The sequence below is a fragment of the Pseudomonas sp. TJI-51 genome (genome assembly GCF_000190455.2).
Lineage (GTDB): Bacteria > Pseudomonadota > Gammaproteobacteria > Pseudomonadales > Pseudomonadaceae > Aquipseudomonas > Aquipseudomonas juntendi.
On record NZ_AEWE02000036.1, the window covers coordinates 23,941 to 40,902 of the forward strand.

At 57.0% G+C, this 16,962-nt stretch carries 18 protein-coding genes, 1 tRNA gene and 3 pseudogenes; 11 read left to right on the forward strand and 11 right to left on the reverse strand.

What is annotated here, in order from left to right; translation table 11 throughout:
* Positions 1-4 precede the first annotated feature (4 nt).
* Positions 5-679, forward strand: coding sequence for a 7-cyano-7-deazaguanine synthase QueC (gene queC, locus G1E_RS08190; RefSeq protein ID WP_009684061.1), 675 nt, complete (start codon positions 5-7; stop codon positions 677-679).
* Positions 680-736: 57 nt separating this feature from the next.
* Positions 737-812: transfer RNA gene (locus G1E_RS08195), tRNA-Lys, on the forward strand.
* 307 nt (positions 813-1,119) lie between these two features.
* Here the strand turns inward: G1E_RS08195 and G1E_RS08200 are convergent.
* On the reverse strand, positions 1,120-2,010 hold the full coding sequence (locus G1E_RS08200) for a LysR substrate-binding domain-containing protein (protein WP_009684062.1): 891 nt from the start codon (positions 2,008-2,010) through the stop codon (positions 1,120-1,122).
* A gap of 221 nt (positions 2,011-2,231) precedes the next feature.
* Here G1E_RS08200 and G1E_RS08205 point away from each other — a divergent pair, with 221 nt between their 5' ends.
* The 5 genes from G1E_RS08205 to G1E_RS08225 all read left to right on the forward strand — a co-directional run bounded on the left by G1E_RS08205 (position 2,232) and on the right by G1E_RS08225 (position 7,691).
* Positions 2,232-3,350, forward strand: a complete 1,119-nt coding sequence (locus G1E_RS08205) for an ABC transporter ATP-binding protein (RefSeq protein ID WP_009684063.1) — start codon at positions 2,232-2,234, stop codon at positions 3,348-3,350.
* Positions 3,351-3,365: 15 nt separating this feature from the next.
* Entirely contained in the window at positions 3,366-4,286 is a 921-nt protein-coding gene (locus G1E_RS08210; protein WP_009684064.1) for an ABC transporter permease, read from the forward strand.
* Complete coding sequence (locus G1E_RS08215; RefSeq protein WP_009684065.1) at positions 4,286-5,092, forward strand: ABC transporter permease; 807 nt, start codon at positions 4,286-4,288, stop codon at positions 5,090-5,092. Before G1E_RS08210 ends, G1E_RS08215 begins: the two co-directional genes overlap by 1 nt.
* A gap of 27 nt (positions 5,093-5,119) precedes the next feature.
* Positions 5,120-6,166, forward strand: a complete 1,047-nt coding sequence (locus tag G1E_RS08220) for an extracellular solute-binding protein (RefSeq protein WP_009684066.1) — start codon at positions 5,120-5,122, stop codon at positions 6,164-6,166.
* 61 nt (positions 6,167-6,227) lie between these two features.
* Positions 6,228-7,691 carry an amidase gene (locus tag G1E_RS08225; protein WP_047149755.1) on the forward strand — a complete coding sequence of 488 codons (1,464 nt, stop codon included), beginning with the start codon at positions 6,228-6,230 and terminating at the stop codon, positions 7,689-7,691.
* 67 nt (positions 7,692-7,758) lie between these two features.
* Here G1E_RS08225 and G1E_RS27405 read toward each other — a convergent pair.
* From G1E_RS27405 to G1E_RS08240, 4 genes and pseudogenes are all read right to left on the reverse strand, one after another.
* Positions 7,759-8,172, reverse strand: a pseudogene (locus tag G1E_RS27405) (cytochrome c); the annotation flags it as partial.
* A 9-nt stretch (positions 8,173-8,181) separates the two neighbouring features.
* Positions 8,182-9,297: a copper resistance protein B gene (locus G1E_RS08230; RefSeq protein WP_009684068.1), complete on the reverse strand. Its 1,116-nt coding sequence runs from the start codon at positions 9,295-9,297 to the stop codon at positions 8,182-8,184.
* Complete coding sequence (locus G1E_RS08235; RefSeq protein ID WP_009684069.1) at positions 9,287-9,547, reverse strand: hypothetical protein; 261 nt, start codon at positions 9,545-9,547, stop codon at positions 9,287-9,289. The genes G1E_RS08230 and G1E_RS08235 overlap by 11 nt, the downstream gene beginning before the upstream one ends.
* Positions 9,548-9,561: 14 nt before the next feature.
* A complete protein-coding gene (locus G1E_RS08240) occupies positions 9,562-11,298 on the reverse strand; it encodes a copper resistance system multicopper oxidase (protein ID WP_009684070.1) in 1,737 nt (578 codons plus the stop codon).
* 353 nt (positions 11,299-11,651) lie between these two features.
* Here G1E_RS08240 and G1E_RS27410 point away from each other — a divergent pair.
* A pseudogene (locus tag G1E_RS27410) lies at positions 11,652-11,798 on the forward strand (DNA-binding response regulator); the annotation flags it as partial.
* Between the two features lie 302 nt (positions 11,799-12,100).
* Here G1E_RS27410 and G1E_RS08245 read toward each other — a convergent pair.
* The 5 genes and pseudogenes from G1E_RS08245 to G1E_RS27420 form a co-directional block, all read right to left on the reverse strand.
* Positions 12,101-12,466, reverse strand: a complete 366-nt coding sequence (locus G1E_RS08245) for a hypothetical protein (protein ID WP_033690622.1) — start codon at positions 12,464-12,466, stop codon at positions 12,101-12,103.
* Positions 12,463-13,389, reverse strand: a complete 927-nt coding sequence (locus tag G1E_RS08250; RefSeq protein WP_220465812.1) for a hypothetical protein — start codon at positions 13,387-13,389, stop codon at positions 12,463-12,465. Before G1E_RS08250 ends, G1E_RS08245 begins: the two co-directional genes overlap by 4 nt.
* A 77-nt stretch (positions 13,390-13,466) precedes the next feature.
* Positions 13,467-13,730: a methylated-DNA--[protein]-cysteine S-methyltransferase gene (locus G1E_RS27415; protein ID WP_082437915.1), complete on the reverse strand. Its 264-nt coding sequence runs from the start codon at positions 13,728-13,730 to the stop codon at positions 13,467-13,469.
* Between the two features lie 234 nt (positions 13,731-13,964).
* Positions 13,965-14,105: a hypothetical protein gene (locus tag G1E_RS28960; RefSeq protein ID WP_155273755.1), complete on the reverse strand. Its 141-nt coding sequence runs from the start codon at positions 14,103-14,105 to the stop codon at positions 13,965-13,967.
* A pseudogene (locus G1E_RS27420) lies at positions 14,093-14,509 on the reverse strand (TonB-dependent receptor domain-containing protein); the annotation flags it as partial. The pseudogene G1E_RS27420 and the gene G1E_RS28960, both read right to left, overlap by 13 nt.
* A gap of 17 nt (positions 14,510-14,526) precedes the next feature.
* Here G1E_RS27420 and G1E_RS28265 point away from each other — a divergent pair.
* From G1E_RS28265 to G1E_RS08270, 3 genes are read left to right on the forward strand one after another with little or no spacing between them, the layout of a single operon-like run.
* Positions 14,527-14,670: a hypothetical protein gene (locus G1E_RS28265; protein ID WP_157050330.1), complete on the forward strand. Its 144-nt coding sequence runs from the start codon at positions 14,527-14,529 to the stop codon at positions 14,668-14,670.
* On the forward strand, positions 14,660-14,839 hold the full coding sequence (locus tag G1E_RS30160; RefSeq protein ID WP_047149756.1) for an AraC family transcriptional regulator: 180 nt from the start codon (positions 14,660-14,662) through the stop codon (positions 14,837-14,839). Before G1E_RS28265 ends, G1E_RS30160 begins: the two co-directional genes overlap by 11 nt.
* A 53-nt stretch (positions 14,840-14,892) precedes the next feature.
* A complete protein-coding gene (locus G1E_RS08270; RefSeq protein ID WP_009684075.1) occupies positions 14,893-16,170 on the forward strand; it encodes a DUF2254 domain-containing protein in 1,278 nt (425 codons plus the stop codon).
* Between the two features lie 53 nt (positions 16,171-16,223).
* On the opposite strand, the gene G1E_RS08275 is transcribed toward G1E_RS08270, so the two are convergent.
* Positions 16,224-16,922: a CatB-related O-acetyltransferase gene (locus tag G1E_RS08275; protein WP_009684076.1), complete on the reverse strand. Its 699-nt coding sequence runs from the start codon at positions 16,920-16,922 to the stop codon at positions 16,224-16,226.
* Between the last annotated feature and the right edge of the window lie 40 nt (positions 16,923-16,962).

The following is a 16,962-nucleotide window of genomic DNA, read 5'->3' on the forward strand; positions in this document are numbered from 1 at the left end:
ACACATGACAGAAAAACGCGCAGTCATCCTGTTGTCCGGTGGCCTGGACTCGGCCACGGTGGTCGCCATGGCCAAGGCCGACGGCTACAGCTGCTATACCATGAGCTTCGATTACGGCCAGCGCCATCGCGCCGAGCTGAACGCCGCCGCCCGCGTGGCCCGCGACTTGGGCGTGGTCGAGCACAAGGTCATTGGCTTGAACCTGGACGGTATTGGTGGTTCGGCCTTGACCGACAGCAGCATCGACGTGCCGGAAACCCCCGGTGAAGGTATTCCGGTGACCTATGTGCCAGCGCGCAATACCGTGTTCCTGTCGCTGGCGCTGGGTTGGGCTGAAGTGCTGGAGGCGCGTGATATCTTCATTGGCGTGAACGCCGTGGACTACTCCGGCTACCCGGATTGCCGCCCTGAGTTCGTCGAAGCGTTCGAGCGCATGGCCAACCTGGCGACCAAGGCCGGGGTCGAAGGGCAGGGCTTCCGGATCCAGGCGCCGCTGCAGAACATGAGCAAGGCGCAAATCGTGCAGGCCGGTATGGCCCGCGGCGTGGACTATAGCCTGACTGTTTCCTGCTACCAGGCCGACGATGAAGGGCGTGCCTGCGGCAAGTGCGACAGTTGCCGCCTGCGTGCCGATGGCTTCAGGGCTGCCGGTGTCGACGACCCGACGCGCTACGCTTGAACTGATCAGAGGGTATTGATTTCCCGTTAGAAATCAGTATTATACGCGCCATCCAACGGGTCGTTAGCTCAGTTGGTAGAGCAGTTGGCTTTTAACCAATTGGTCGTAGGTTCGAATCCTACACGACCCACCATATTCACAGCGGTTCGTGAGTGCTTGAGAGGGGGCTTGCCAGCCAGTTTCTAGTCTTGCAGCCGTCTGGAGCGAACCTCGAGGCGCTTCAGTGTGACATCAATATGAATTAGCCCGCAGCCTGCACAGGTTCGCGGGCTTTTTCTTTGGTTCATTCAGCGTAAGTACCTGCCTTCACGCCTGACCAACCTGCACCCAGTGCTCAAAGAAAAATCATGTAAGACAGGCTCTTAGCGGAGGCAGATCATGGTTTTTCGCCCAGGCATATCACGTATTGCCCAAACGTACGCTCGCCAGGCTGAATTCACCTAGCTTCCAAATTCATTGTTCAGTTCCGTCTGGAGCCAGTCTATGAACCAGTTGGCGTCCTCGGAAAGCTCGCCAGATGGCGTCAGTACCCTGTAACTCTCGAGCCTCACTTCAGTATTCACCGCCTTTACCAGCCTGCCTGCATCGAGCTCGTTTCTCACCAGTACTTCGTTAGCCAGCGCAATACCCTGACCGCTTTCAGCCACGGATAAGGCATGGTCATTGTTGACGTAGAGAATATCTGAATCGAGGTGAAACTCTAAACCGTGAGCGGTAAACCAGAGATTCCACCACTCACCGTTATCGACGTGGATAAGGTTATGTTTCACAAGGTCCACTGGCGCTGAAAGAGGCCCGACACTGGCGAGGTAGGCCGGGGTGCAGATTGGGAAAACCCTCGGGCAGACCAGGGTGGCGCGGCAGTTCGCATACTCGTTCTCCATGCCATAGACAATACCAAGGTCGGTCGTTTTTTTGTCTACCTCGGTGAATGTCGAATTGGGTTCAATTGCGAACTTCAAACCCGGCCGTAACTGGCGCATGCGTTCAATACGAGGCATCAGCCAGCGCTTGGCAAACCCCGGTACCACCATGATCCGCAGCCAGCGTTCGGCCTCTTTGGGTTGCGCTTCCTTGCCGGCTTCCATGATCAACTGCAGGGCGGCAGCGATCTTGCGGTGGTACTTCTCCCCAGCCGGGGTAAGGTTGACACCGCGAGAGGTACGCTCAAACAGTTGAATGCCTAGCCAGTCTTCAAGCAACTTTACGTGTCGGCCAATCGCCGGCTGGGTCACGTGCAGAGCTTTGGAGGCCTCCACATAACTGCCCAGACGGGCGGCTGCATCAAATGCACGCACCGCATTGAGCGGCGGCAGGCGGTGGGCTGACATGTTACTGGCACCTTTGCTATTAAATTAACTAACAGCCGCCATGTTTAAATTGAAGTATCGCCCCGCGCAAGCCCTAACTGATAATCGAGCCACAGCAGAACAAAAAAACTGTTTTCACCCCGTTCGCATTTTCGATCCTGCCAAAAAAATAACATCCATGGCCCGACTGATTGCCTGATCCGCAGCGCAACCGTAGGCGATGGGGGAATCGGAGGTTACGCATGAATGCCCTGCATTCGCTGCAAACGCTGGCGGTGTCGATCCGCTCGGTCCGCAAGGTCTACGGTGATCCGAACACCGGCCCGGTGGCATTGAAAAACGTCGAGTTGGACATTCACGATAACGAATTCTTTACCCTGCTCGGCCCTTCTGGCTGCGGCAAAACCACCCTGCTGCGGATGATCGCTGGCTTCGAGTTCCCTACCGAAGGCCAGATCATGCTTTACGGCGAGAACATCGCCGATCTTCCGCCGTTCCAGCGCCCGGTCAACACAGTGTTCCAGCATTATGCACTGTTCCCGCACATGACCATCGCCGAGAACCTGGCGTTCGGCCTTGAATCACACCCCATGGGCAAAATGTTCAATAAAGCACAGGTCGCCGACCGGGTTGACGAGATGCTCGCGCTGGTGCAGATGCAACGCTTTGCCAATCGCAAGCCTGCTCAGTTGTCTGGCGGTCAGCAGCAACGTGTGGCGCTGGCCCGTGCACTGGCACCGCATCCAAAAGTTCTGCTGCTCGATGAGCCGCTGTCGGCACTCGACCTAAAGCTGCGCCAAGCCATGCGCGAAGAGCTTAAAAGCATTCAGGCCAAGACCGGTATCACCTTCATCTTCGTCACGCACGACCAAGAGGAGGCGCTGACCATGTCCGACCGTATCGCCGTATTGTCCGAAGGCGAAGTCCAGCAGGTTGGCAGACCGGAGGACATCTACGAGCGGCCGCGCAATCGCTTTGTCGCCGACTTCATTGGTGAAACCAACTTCATCGAAGGCACTGTCACCCATGCACAGGCGGGCCAGGCATGGTTTACCGGCCCAGCCGGTCATCCGTTACCGGCGCAAGCGTGCGCAGACGTAACCGTCGGGGCCCGGGTGACCCTCTCGGTGCGCCCTGAGCGGCTCCACCTGGTGCCTGCCGATACTGAAGCGGCACTGCCGTGCCGGATCGAAGCGCAGATTTATCTGGGTACCGACCTGCAATATCAGGTCAGCCTCAGCGACGGGGCGCGCCTCACCGTACGCACCCCCAACAGCGTCGACCAGAGCCTGCGCTTTGTCGTCGGCAGTCAGGCCGGTCTGCTGTTCGATCAGGGAAGCGCCAGCGTCCTGCACGATTGAGCCCGAGGAGTTGTCATGCACGCCTTACCGATTGCCAACACGCTGGAACGCCGCAAGCGTTTGCACAGTTTACTCGGGGTCAGCCCGGCACTGCTCGCCATCGGCCTGTTTCTGATCGTGCCGATTCTGATCGTCGTCGGCTATTCCCTGATGGAAGCCAACCCCTACGGCGGGGTGAACAAGGCATTCAGCGTCGATGCTTACATTTCGCTGCTGTTTGAACGGCAAATGGACGACAGCCTGGTCTTCGCCGACTCCTACCTGGTCATTGCCCTGCGCTCGGTCGGCATCGCCGGCCTGACCACGGTCATCACGCTATTGATCGGTTTTCCGGTGGCGGTGTGGCTGGCTATGCAGCCGGCCCATCGGCGTGGCCTGCTGATCTTCCTGATCACCGTACCGTTCTGGGCCAACCTGTTGATTCGCACGTATGCGTGGATTCTGCTGCTGCGCAACACCGGGGTGGTGAATAACAGTTTGATGGGAATGGGCGTTATCCATGAGCCGTTGCAGTTGCTGTACACCGACGGTGCCGTGCTGCTGGGGCTGGTCTACACCTATGCACCGTTCGTGGTGTTGCCGATCTACGCGACGCTGGAAAAGATGGATGTTCGCTTGCTCGAAGCTGCTCAAGACCTGTACGCAGGGCGCGTACGCACCCTGCGCAAAGTGGTTTTGCCAATCGCCAAACCGGGCATTCTCGCTGGGGCCATCCTTACTTTCGTGCCTTGCCTAGGTGCGATGATCGCCCCGGAACTGCTCGGCGGTGGTACGCGGATGATGCTCGGCAACTTGATATTCCGGCAATTCAGTGATGCGCGTAACTGGCCGTTTGGCGCCGCACTCTCGCTGGTGTTGATGGCTGCCGTGATGCTGGTACTGACCATCTATGCCCTGCGCGCCGAGCGCCAGCGCATCGCCAAAGGAGGTGCGTAATGCTTGCTCTGTTCAATCGCCAAGGGTTGTGCATACGAGACTTTCCCGGGTTTGGTGGCTTCAGTCTCCTGTTCTACCTGTACCTTTATGCACCGATCGTGGTGCTTGTGGTGTTCTCGTTCAACGCTAATCAGTCGGCGACTGTCTGGACCGGTTTCAGCCTTGACTGGTATCGCGCTGCTTTCGCCAACCAGGCCTTGCGCCAGGCTGCCGGCAACAGTTTGCTGATCGCCGTGTGCGCGAGCATGATCGCCACGGCGCTTGCCACCCTTGCCGCCCTTGGTACTTCACGGGGCGCCAAGTTCAAAGGGCTGCAACTGTCGATGGGCGCGATCATGCTGCCGTTGGTACTTCCGGAAATTGTCGTGGGGGTGGCAACGCTGGCGCTGTTTTCCACCATCGGCCTGTCGCTCGGCTACGGCAACTTGATCATCGCCCATACGGTGTTCTGCATTCCTTTCGCCTACCTGCCCATTCGTGCGCGGCTCAACGACATGGACCTGTCCCTGGAACAGGCTGCCGGGGACCTCTACGCCGGGCCGTGGCGAACCTTCCGCAAGGTCACCTTACCGCTGCTGATGCCGGGGATTTTCTCCGGGCTGATGCTGGCCTTCATCGTCTCGCTCGATAACTTCGTGATCTCGATGATGGTCTCGCAGGCGGGCACGACCACCTTGCCGATTTTCATCTTCGGCCTGTTGCGCATGGGCGTGACACCCGACGTCAATGCCGTGTCGACCCTGATCCTGGGGGTCTCGGTGCTGTTTGTCTGCCTCTCTTACCTGCTGGGCAAAAAGAACGTCTGAACTTTTTAGGAGCTGTGGGGAAATAGCATGAACAAGTGGATAAAAAGCGTTGGTACTTATTTGTTCGTTAGTGTGCCGCTGGTCATGGCCGGCAGTGTGCAGGCCGCGGAAAAACTCAACGTGGTCAGCTGGAGCGGTTATTTCTCGCCAGAGATTCTCGCCAAATTCCAGAAGCAGACTGGGATTGAGGTCACGGTCGATTCCTATGACTCCAACGAAACCCTGCTGGCAAAGTTGAAGCAAGGCGGTGCGGGGTATGACGTGGCGATTCCGTCGCACCAGTTCATCCCGATCTTGATCAAGGAAAACCTGCTGGAGCGCTTCGACCCGGTGAAACAGCCCTATTACGCCAGCGTAGTGGATAACCTGAAAAATCCGGGTTGGGACCCGGACGGTGCATATTCGATGCCGTTCATCTGGGGCACTACCAGCATCGTGCTGGACACCGCACGTTATAAAGGCCCTGCCGACAGCTACAAGGTTCTATATGAGCCGCCCGCCGAGTTGCAGGGGCGGATCAACATGTTCGATTCGGTCAGTGACATGGTCGACATGGCCAGCCTGTACCTGAACATTCCGTTGTGCAGCGAAGACTCGAAGCAGATGCAGCAGGTTCTGAGCTTGCTCAAGGCACAAAAGCCGTTCGTGAAGACGTACAGTTCAAAGGCGGGGTCGATTCGTGAAAACCTTGCCTCGGGTGAAATCGATATGTCGATGTTCTGGGGGGGCTCATCCATGCGTGCGCGGGAGATGAAGCCGACGCTGAAGTATCTCTACCCGAAAGAAGGCGTACTGGCATGGGTCGACAATATGGTCATCCCCGCCGGTGCCAAGCACCCGGAGAATGCCAAGGCATTCATCGCTTTCCTCAGCCAGCCGGAAAACTCGGCGATGACGCAGCGTTTCCTCAAGCACCAAAGCCCGATCAAAGGCGTTGAACCGTTTCTCGATGCGTCGCTTAAGGAAGCACCGGAATTGCACATTCCCGAGGGCACCCACGTGGTGTTCAGCAAGACCTGTGGCGAGGGCGCGATCCGTCTGGCCGATCGTCTCTGGACCAGCCTGATGCGTTGATCACTGCCGCCCCGGCACGAGGCCGGGGTGTTTCTCCAGCCGTCTGAAAGGCGCCGTAGTCATGAATTCCAATCACATCAGCGAACTGGTCCTGCTGCAGGCCCATGAGCTCGCCGAACGTATTCGCCTGCGCCAGGTGTCTTGCCGAGAAGTCATGCAGACTTACCTCGCCCATATCGAACGTTTCAACCCACTGGTGAATGCGCTGATCAGCCTGCAATCACCTGAAAGCCTGTTGGCTCAAGCCGATGCGCGCGACGCCGAACTGGCCCGTGGTGCATACCGCGGCTGGATGCATGGCCTGCCTCATGCGATCAAGGACTTGTCACTGACGCAAGGGATACGTACCACCTTCGGTTCACCGTTGTTCAAGGATTACCTGCCCGAGCGCGACGGCATCATGGTCGAGCGGATCAAGGCTGCTGGCGCGATCATAATTGGCAAAACCAACACCCCGGAGTTCGGGCTTGGTTCGCAAAGCTATAACCCGTTGTTCGGCCCTACCGCTTGCGCGTATGACCTGAGCAAAACGGCGGGAGGCAGCAGCGGCGGCGCGGCGGCAGCACTGGCGATGCATCTGGTACCCGTGGCCGATGGCAGCGATATGATGGGTTCGCTGCGTAACCCGGCGGCGTTCAATAACATCTTCGGGTTCAGACCTTCCCAGGGGCGTGTGCCGTTCGATGACAGTGCGGATCTGTTTTTCGACCAGCTTGGTTACGAAGGCCCGATGGCGCGCAGTGTGAAGGATGCGGCGTTGCTGCTATCGGTGCAGGCCGGTGGGGATGCGCGAGCACCGTTGTCGATCAGCGAATCCGGTACAGTCTTCGCCATGCCTCTAGAGCGCGAATTCAAAGGTACGCGCATTGGCTGGCTTGGCGACTTCAACGGTTACCTGCCGATGGAACGGGGCATTCTTGAGCTGTGCGAGAAAACCTTTGCTGACTTTGAAGGTTTAGGCTGCCATATCGAAGCCGTACAACCAGACTTCGCCCCCCAGAAGCTTTGGGGCAGTTGGCGCACGTTGCGCCACTGGATGGTGGCCGGCTCGTTGGGCGCGGCCTATGCCGACCCGCAAAAGCGCGCTCAGCTCAAGCCGGAAGCCTGCTGGGAGGTAGAAAATGGCCTGAAACTGTCAGCCAGTGAAGTGTTCGCCGCATCGGTAGCGCGCAGCGACTGGTATCGGTCCATCTCGCGGCTTTTCGAGCAGTACGACTACTTGCTATTACCCAGTGCCCAGGTTTTCCCGTTTGACAAAACGCTGCCATGGCCGACGGCTATCAACGACATCACCATGGACACCTATCATCGCTGGATGGAGGTCGTCATCCCTGGCACATTGTCTGGCTGCCCGGTAGCAAATGTACAAGCAGGTTTCAGTGAAAGCGGGCTTCCAATGGGCCTGCAAATTATCGGCCGGTATCAGGCCGACCTTTCGGTCCTGCAACTCGCACACGCTTATGAGCGGGCTAGCGATTGGTACAAGCGTCATCCTTCTCCATTGCTTCAGGATGTTCAGCGTTGATTCAGACCCATCGCCCTTGATGCTGGTGTTCGGAAGGTGAGTTCGCCGGACGCTGACTGCGAGCTGCCATGCTGTTGCCCCAAGCAGTCATCCTGTGGCTTCGATACCGCGCTTGATGGTCCAGAATGCAGCTGCAGGATCGCCATTTACGCCGATCTCGGTGAGGTTTGGTGGAGAGGGGTAGAGGGCTTGGCTGAGTTCTGTTTTCTGCACCCCAGGAGCGAGGTGGCATCCGATACACATGGCGTTGTTATTGCCTGCCCCTGCTTGGATATGAGTAGGGCCTTCAAGATCTGGGACGTCTATGTCGCGTGCACGGACTTCAAATGAGCGATCACGCGCCATGGCCAAAAACGCTTGTACAGCGGGGGACGCGCGGGACATCCGCACCAACGTTCACGAGACCGAAGCAAGCAGCGCCAAGCATTGCAGCGCTACCTACAGCATCCGCCGTCACCCGTGTTGTAATTGTCCTTTTCATAGTGAGTTCTCAAAACCACATCCGAATACCGGCAACAAACCGAGCTTCGTCCACATCCCCACCTTCATCCCGGATGAAGTCGGCGGTTTTGCCGTAGGAACGGCTCCAGGTGACGCCTATGTACGGTGCGAACTGGCGGACAATTTCGTACCGCAACCGTAGCCCAACTTCCGTATTTGCCAGGCCAGAGCCGAAGCCGCGTTCCGGATCGTTCTTGCCATAGAAATTGGCCTCAGCGGTTGGCTGAAGGATCAAACGATTAGTCAGCAGGATGTCGTACTCACCTTCCAGGCGGGCAGCGGTTTGACCGTTCTCACCGATAAACGCCGTGACTTGCGCTTCGAAGTCATACAGCGCCATACCCTGAATACCGAACGCGGCCCAGGTCTGGGGATCTTCCGGTTTGAAGTCCTGTCGGACGCCGGTGACAACATCCCACCAAGGGCTTATGGAGCGGCCATAGAGGAGCTGTAGCTCGGCATCTTCAGTAACCCCATTGGTACGCTCGCCCTCCGAGCGAATCCAGAGCCTGTTGATGTCACCGCCCACCCAACCGGATGCGTCCCAGGCAAGCGTGCTACCGGCGTCAGCATCCTGGTATTCCAGCTGGTCAACCAAGAAAAAGCTGTTGGTACCGCTGTCATCCATTTTGTGCCCCTCAAGCGGGGGGAAGGCAGCCTGGCGGTCGGCATCAGTGAGTACCGGGATTGGCGTACGGCTGGTTGTGCTCGGTGAATCAACCTTGCCGTGTCCCATCTTGGAATGATCCATCGCGCCATGATCCATGCCTTTCATGGACCCGTGGTCCATGCCGTTCATGCTTCCATGGTCCATGTTGCCGTGAATCATCGAGGCCGCATTCGTTTTGGGCTGCGCATGGCCCATTTTGCTGTGATCAGCGGAGGCGGGCTGCGTAGGTTGCTTGCTCGCGTCCATCTGGCTGTGGTCCATGCCTGGCAGGGTATTTTGTGATGAGACGTCGTCCATCTGCATCGCACCGTGCTCCATTGCCGAGTGATCTATCCCGGAATGATCCATTTCAGCGGCGAAGCTGGGCGAAACGCCCAGCACGCCTAGCGAAGCGGCCAATACCAGCAGCGATGGTCGTGGAACGCTATTGGCCATTTTTTCCTGCCTCAGCTTTTTCGCTGCCATGCGCTTCCATCATTTTGCCGTGATCCATGCCTTCCATGGAGTCATGGTCCATGCCCTGAGCTTGCTTGCTCTTCGAACCGTGCGATTGTGTTGCGTCGGACGACTTTTGAGAGTGCTGGTCATGGTTTTCATTGGCCCAGGAAGCCGGGGCGTAGGCTGCCAGCAGGCCAACCATCGCAGTAGACAGGAAAAAGGCGCTTCGTTTCATTGGTTTGCTCATCTCGTATCTCCAGTTCATTCGTCCACGCGGACTTCTCGGAACATGCCCATCTCCATGTGGTACATGAGGTGGCAGTGATAGGCCCAGCGCCCGAGCGCATCTGCAGTAACGCGATAGCTTCGTTTCGAGCCAGGCGGCATATCGATCGTATGCTTTCGGACCATGAAGTTGCCTTCTTTATCCTCCAAGTCACTCCACATTCCGTGCAGGTGGATGGGGTGAGTCATCATGGTGTCATTCACCAAGGTAATTCGCAGACGCTCCCCATACTTGAGCCGCAGCGGTTCTGCGTCAGAGAACTTGATGCCATCGAAAGACCAAGCGAACTTCTCCATATGGCCGGTAAGGTGCAGCTCGATGGTCCGGCCCGGTTCACGGCCGTCAGGATCAATGAAGGTGCTACGCAAATCCAAATACGTGAGAACCCGACGCCCGTTATTGCGAAGCCCGATTCCCGGATCGTTCAGCTTCGGCGTTGGCGTCATGGTCTGCATATCGACCAGGGGGTTGTTTGATTCGGAGGCGGGATGGCTTTGCATGGCACCGCTAGCGGCCCTATTGGCGTGGTCCATACCAGCCATCTTGCCATGGTCCATTCCGGCCATGCTGCCGTGGTCCATGCCGCCCATGCTGCCATGATCCATCCCCATGTCGCCCATGGAGATCAGGGGACGTGGGTCTACCGTCGGTACCGGGGCCTGCAGGCCCTCACGGACAGCCAAAGTACCCCTTGAATAGCCGGTGCGATCCATGGACTGAGCAAAGATGGTGTAAGCCTGCTCGTTTTCAGGCTCGACAATGACATCGTAGGTTTCGGCAACGGCAATCCGGAATTCATCGATCGACACAGGCTGTACGTACTGTCCGTCCGCTGCGACAACGGTCATCTTCAAACCGGGAATTCGCACATCGAAATACGTCATCGCCGAGCCGTTGATAAAGCGAAGCCGGATTTTCTCGCCTGGTTTAAAGAGGCCCGTCCAGTTTCCGTCTGGCGCTTGGCCATTCATGAGATAGGTGTACCCGCTCACATCAGCGAGGTCGGTTGGGCTCATCTTCATCTCAGCCCATATCTTTCGATCGGCTAAGGTGGCAGACCAACCTTTTTCGCTCACGTCGTCGACGAAGTCGCCAACGGTACGCTTGTGAAAGTTGTAGTAATCCGACTGCTTTTTTAGCTTGGACATAACCCGTGCCGGGTCTTCGTCAGTCCAGTCACTCAGCATGACGACATAGTCACGGTCGTAGGTGAAAGGCTCGGGATCCATCGCATCGATTATCAGGGCACCGTAAACACCAACCTGCTCTTGGAAGCCCGAATGGCTGTGGTACCAGTAGGTGCCGTTCTGATGGACCTTGAACTTGTACTCGTACATGCCGTCCGGTGCGATGCCATGGAAGCTCAAGCCCGGCACGCCGTCCATGTTTGCCGGTAGAATGATGCCGTGCCAGTGGATAGACGTATCTTGCTTCAAGCGATTACGCACCCGCAGCGTGACTGTGTCGCCTTCTCGCCAACGGAGTACCGGTCCGGGTAGCGACCCGTTGATAGCCATTGCCGTTCGAGCTGCACCGGTAATGTTCACCGGGAGCTCCCCGATGTAGAGATCGAAGTCGGTGCCGGTCACTATGTTAGGCTGGCCAGGGCTAGTTACGGCCCAGACCGGCGCGCGCCACATACCTATCCCACCCAGTAGTCCGGTAGCAGCCAGGCCTTTGACGAATGAACGTCGAGTGGTTTTGCTTTGCATGCCGTTGCGTTCCAGTCAGGTAGATCGCTGATATCCAAGCTGCGAGATCCGCAACCATCTGATGAATTGAGCTCTCCCAAACTTCGCAGCTTTCGACAAAGCACCAGAATTGAGGGAGGACATACCCGCAAGCTGCCACAGTTCAGATTCCGGGGTGATTACAGTTCTGTAAGCTCAGCTCAGCAGCTCTCATGGCCGGGGTGCTTTGCGCTTTGGGCGGCAACCGGCCTTTCACAGTGCTAAAGCTAGCCACCCGGACTGTCAGCAAGCTGAGCCCGAGATTACTTTCCCGTCAGCTTCGAGTTGGGTGCCGCTTTTGCTGTAGACGAAGGGCATCCGAGGGGGCGCAACTGATGAAGTTACTCGCGGCCGAAGATAGGCCAAAAAACGGGGCATACCTGCAGCAAGGGCTGACAGAGGCAGGCTTTACAGTCCATCGTGTGGTCACTGGGAGCGATGCCTTGCAGCACGCGCTGAGCAAGGCATATGACCTGATGATCACCGCGTCCCGAACCATAGCTAACAGGAGCCTTGATTTTAGTAGTCAAGGAGCTCCAAGAAGCGCGCGGCAATTTTTGCCGGTTGTTTGTGTGGACACTAGACAGATGGGAGGGGCAGGTGAGATGGCGGCGAAGCTCAGTCCTTACCACCAGAGGTATCACGAGCGATGCCTTAAAAGTGTAGACAGCTCATCTAAAAGGAATTTTTACGCTTCTAACTAGGACTGAAAATGATTGGAGTTGGCCAGCTGGGACGAGGCCATCTATCTGGCCATCGTCCCGGTAATGCCAGTCAATTATTTTCAGCGATCTGCATAATGGGAAATGGTAAGCGCAATGACCAGCACGATTTGGATGGCTAACATGCTCACCAATAATCGTTTCATTTTGGGCGGGAAACGTTTAACTTCATTTAAGTCAATTAAGCCTCTGCGCAAAAAGATTGTCGGTATCGCCAGCACCAGAGCGATCGATCCCGTGCGCATGACTTTGCCAAGTAAGCCTGCATGCTGGAATGTTTTTTTATTGCCGGTCACGTACGTACAGTTCGGAAGAAACGACTCAAAGTACTTAGTGTACTTATGTGCGATGTAACACAGCACGATCATAAACAGAATTATGGGTGCAAGGATAAACAGCGCAATCAATCCAGGGTCTACTGCATTCACTCCGATACCTCACGATATAAAAATTCACCTACCTTTTCGCCTCTATCGCTCCCGAAGTCACCGGCGATTTTACCGCCTACTGCACCGCCTATTACAGCACAAGCCAGCGCTCCTGGGCCGCCTGTACTAACCCCCAGAACGACTACACAAGCACCAGTTCCTACCATACCTCCCGCAGCCCCCCCGATGCTGCCGCCTCCCAGGCCACCTATCAACGCCGAGCTTTCAACATATTTGGCGCGGCGGCACTGCTCTTCCCGGCCCATTGTGCAGGCTTTATGAATCGACAAGCCTGTGGCGGCCACATCCAGCGCAGTGCCGATGTACGTGCCTTTCTTAACTAGGTTGGAGGCTGTGGCAACGCCAGATACCTTATCGGCATAGCCGGCAATCTCACCTGTGTGGAGATAGCTGCGGGTCGAGATATTTAATGCTTGTTTGATCTTTCCCTGATTACGTAACCCTGAACCGTACGCGGCCAGGCTCCCCAAATGCTTTTCGAGCTTCATGAACAAAGCGGTGCGCTTGGCATAAAACGCGTCGCGGGCACTCAAGGTGCCAGAGCCGAGGTAATCGCGATGGAGTTTTTCGATCTCCTCAAGTGTGTCCTTGATATTTTGCAGATGCCTGCTCCAGCCGTCACCGACTGCACCAACTCCCATTGAAGCGCTGGCAAGCACACTTTGCAGTAAGTCGAAGTGTTCCAGGAAGAAATCATCCGCATCCACCCCACTGGTAAGTAGTCCAGCGTGGATCTGAGCAGCCTGGGCCATCAGAGACGCTTCGTGGCTGGTACATGAGGGTGTGTTGGAATCGCCCACGATCACCAGCTCACCGCCCAGGACAACGCTGTTGACAATGTGCGCATTCAGGATATCGAATTTGCCTAGGGTGTGCCCAGATAGCGGAGTGCTGGCTTTCAAAGACTGGTAGGACCCACGAGCGGCGCCTGCAAAATTGCCTGCTATGCTGCGGCCAGTTAGGTCTCCCGGAAAGCGCCTCAGCTAAATGCGGCCTGAAGAAGGTCCACGCGGGTATGCTCGGCTTCGAGGGGCAGCAGGTCCCGTTTCTTGTCCAAACCGCCGCTGTAGCCGCTTAGCTTTCCGTTGGCGGCGATCACGCGGTGGCAGGGCACGATGATCGAAATCGGGTTGACCGCATTGGCCATGCCGATGGCTCTGGCAGCGTCAGTTTGCCCATGCTCTTGGCCAGTTGACCGTAGCTGGTGACGGTGCCGTAGCGAACCATGGCAAGCATTGCCCATGCCTGCTCGAGAAAGTGGCTGCCACGAGGTGCCAGGTTTAGCGAGAAATCACGACGGGCCCCGCCGAGGTACTCAAGCAACTTTTGGATGATAGCTCCGAGGCCAACTTTCCAGCGTTCACGCTCGTTCGGCAGTTGATAGGTGGTCCTTCACCACGAGAGCTATTGACCAATAGCTGTCGATCGGTAGCTGCATAATCGCCCCCTCTGTCTGGATCAAACCGCCGAGAAACCATTAGTCGAGCGCCACAGAGGCGCGCTCCCGAGCCACCGATTCCCAGCAGAGCCGATTGCCCTTGGATTTGCGGGCGTCAATACTGGATTGAAACCGATAGCGCGGGATCAGCACGAAGTGCGCGAGCGTCAGACGTTGCACTTGAACCCCGTCATGATATTTCTTGGAGCGCTGTACATACCGTGGTCGCCGGCATAGCTCAGGTATTCACGGTCGAACACGTTGTTTAGATTGACTGACGCACTCAGATGCTGGTTGAAGTCGTAGCGAGCCAGGAGGTTGGTGACGGCATAGCTACTTTGGGTGAAGGTGTGCAGGTCGGCACCGGTTTTGCTCTGCCAGTTCACACCGCCGCCAACGGTGAGCTTGTCCAGAATCCCCGGCAGGCAATAGCTGGTGAAGGTCTTGAGACTGTGACGAGGCAGGTTGGTAACGATACGCTGGTTGTCAGCATCGGTGCTGACCGCATAGGCATAACCGGCAGATGCCTGCCAGCCTTCTGCCAGCTCTCCGTCCAGGGTGAACTCAGCGCCTTTGGTAGTGGTACGAGGGATTCTGTCGCGTGCGGGCGCAATTCAATGCACCGTCCCATCTGGCCATCCTGAATACGCAAGCGCTCATGGAACCGCTCGCACAGGCCAATGAACTGACATTGAAAGCAGCGGAAAATCAGTGCCGGGCCATGCTGGATCGCTATGCGCGATGAGGTGCGATATGCGCTGGCCAGGGAGTTCTTGCGCGAATATGTGCTATCGGTGGAACAGATTTCTGCCCGCCTTGGGTACATTGATCCGACCAGTTTCATCAAAGCCTTCAAGCGATGGACGGGTGAGACGCCGTTGTCGTATCGAAAGCGGCCTCGCGTGAATCGTTAGTTCGGGCACAGCATTCGGCCCGGGAAGCGTTGACCACCATAAGGATAGAAACAATGATCACTCGGTTGAGCTGGGTCCTGCGTCAAGTGACAAAACGCCTGTGGTTTCGGACAACGCTGTTTTCGCTTGCTGGCGTTGTCACGGCCTTGCTCGCCATCGCCTTGCGCGACTTCGTACCGCCATCGCTGCCTGCGAAGATCGGTGCAGACTCGGTCGACAAGATACTCGGCATCATCGCCTCCAGCATGCTGGCGGTGACCACGTTTTCCTTGAGTATCATCGTTTCTGCCTACGGTGCTGCCAGTAATGGCGTGACACCCAGGGCGACCACCTTGGTGATGGAAGATTCGACAACGCAGAATGCACTGGCCACGTTCATTGGCTCGTTTCTGTTCAGCCTGGTCGGCATCATCGCGCTGAGTACCGGTGCTTATGGGGCTCAGGGGCGGGTGGTGCTTTTTGCAGTGACCCTGTTGATGATCGTCCTGATCGTGTACACGCTGTTGCGCTGGATCGGTCACCTATCCACGCTTGGAAGAGTCGGCGAGACAATTGATCGGGTCGAGGCCGCGACACTGGCTGCCCTGGAGCATCGCGCCCGCTGGCCCTATCTGGGTGGTGCCCCTTACCCCGAATCCTTCGTGCTGCCCTCTAGCGCGCTCACGATTGCCAGTACCGACACCGGCTACGTGCAGCACATCGATATCAGCGGCCTGGCGGCAGTGGCCGAGAAGCACCAGCTCAAGATCTACCTGGAAGTACTGCCAGGCACCTTTGTTCACATTGGCGCGCCCATAGCGCGGCTGCTACCCACAGCTTCGCCCCCTCCACAGGGCTCGGCGCTGGCGGCTGAAATCCTGCGCGCGGTCACGGTGGGTGTACGCCGCTCATTTGACCAGGATCCACGCTTCGGCCTTGCGGTTCTAACCGAAATCGCCTCGCGCGCCTTGTCTCCGGCGACCAATGATTCCGGGACCGTGATCGATGTGATCGGCCGTGGAGTCAGGTGTTTTTCCAAGTGGTCGATGCAATCCCCGGCCTCTGATGACGTCGATGAGAAGTGTCTGCGCGTTCATGTTCGGTGCATCGAAGTGCACGATTTATTCGATGACTTCTTTACATTGATCGCACGGGACGGGGCAGGGCTGTTGGAAATCGATATCCGGCTGATCAAGGCATTGATCAGTCTGGCTGAACTCGATCCACAGCGGTATGGCAAGCATTGCCGACACCATGCCGCTTTACTGGTCAAACGTGCGCAGACATCGTTGCACCTGGATGAAGAAAAGCAGCGGCTCCGGGATGTAGCCGCGCCGTTGCTTGGTCAGTAGCTTCGAGGCGCAAACGCAAAGGCCATCGACAAAGTTTGATAAAGCTGAACCCACTACGGCGCTTCTTGCACCCTACGCTTGGCGATGGAGAGTTTCGAGTAGTGTACTGGGGCGGCGGGTGCACCATTTTCAATCGCCTTGAGAAATGCCTCGGCGTCGTTCATGGGCAAGCGTTTGAGGTACTCGACATCCAGGTTCCACCATTGGCTTGCAAGCAGCCGCTCAATGATTTCAGGGCTATGCCGGTACTTGATGAACTTGGCTGGGTTTCCGCCAACGATCGCATAGGGGGGCACGTTTTTTGTCACTACTGCCCGTGTGGCAATGATTGCCCCCGTGCCAACCTCTACACCTTCCAAAATGGTCGCGCCATGCCCGACCCAGACATCGTGTCCCATGGTGACCCAGGAAAGCGCTGGAGAATAGGACAAGCCTCCCGTTTCATACTGGAAGGGGTGCGTGCTTACCCAATCGGTAGGGTGGGTATGCTTTTCCTGGCCCAGTGTGCAGTCGGATCCGATCGAGCAAAAACGGCCGATCGCAGAAATCACGGATAACGTGCTGCCACTCCTGATGTAGGTGTGGGCTCCGATGGTTACCGATGGCGACTCTACCCTGACGTGTCCAAGGCTTACACCTTGCTCAATGGTTGCGCAGGCACGGGCGCTGAAGGAACCAGAACCTCCGGCGACTTTGCCGCCCAGTTTTCGGAACGCTTTCTTGAATTGTTGTTCTCTGAGGATTCTGAGCATCTTTCCGATCGCACCACGACTGTTGAGCGTGGATGGTAGC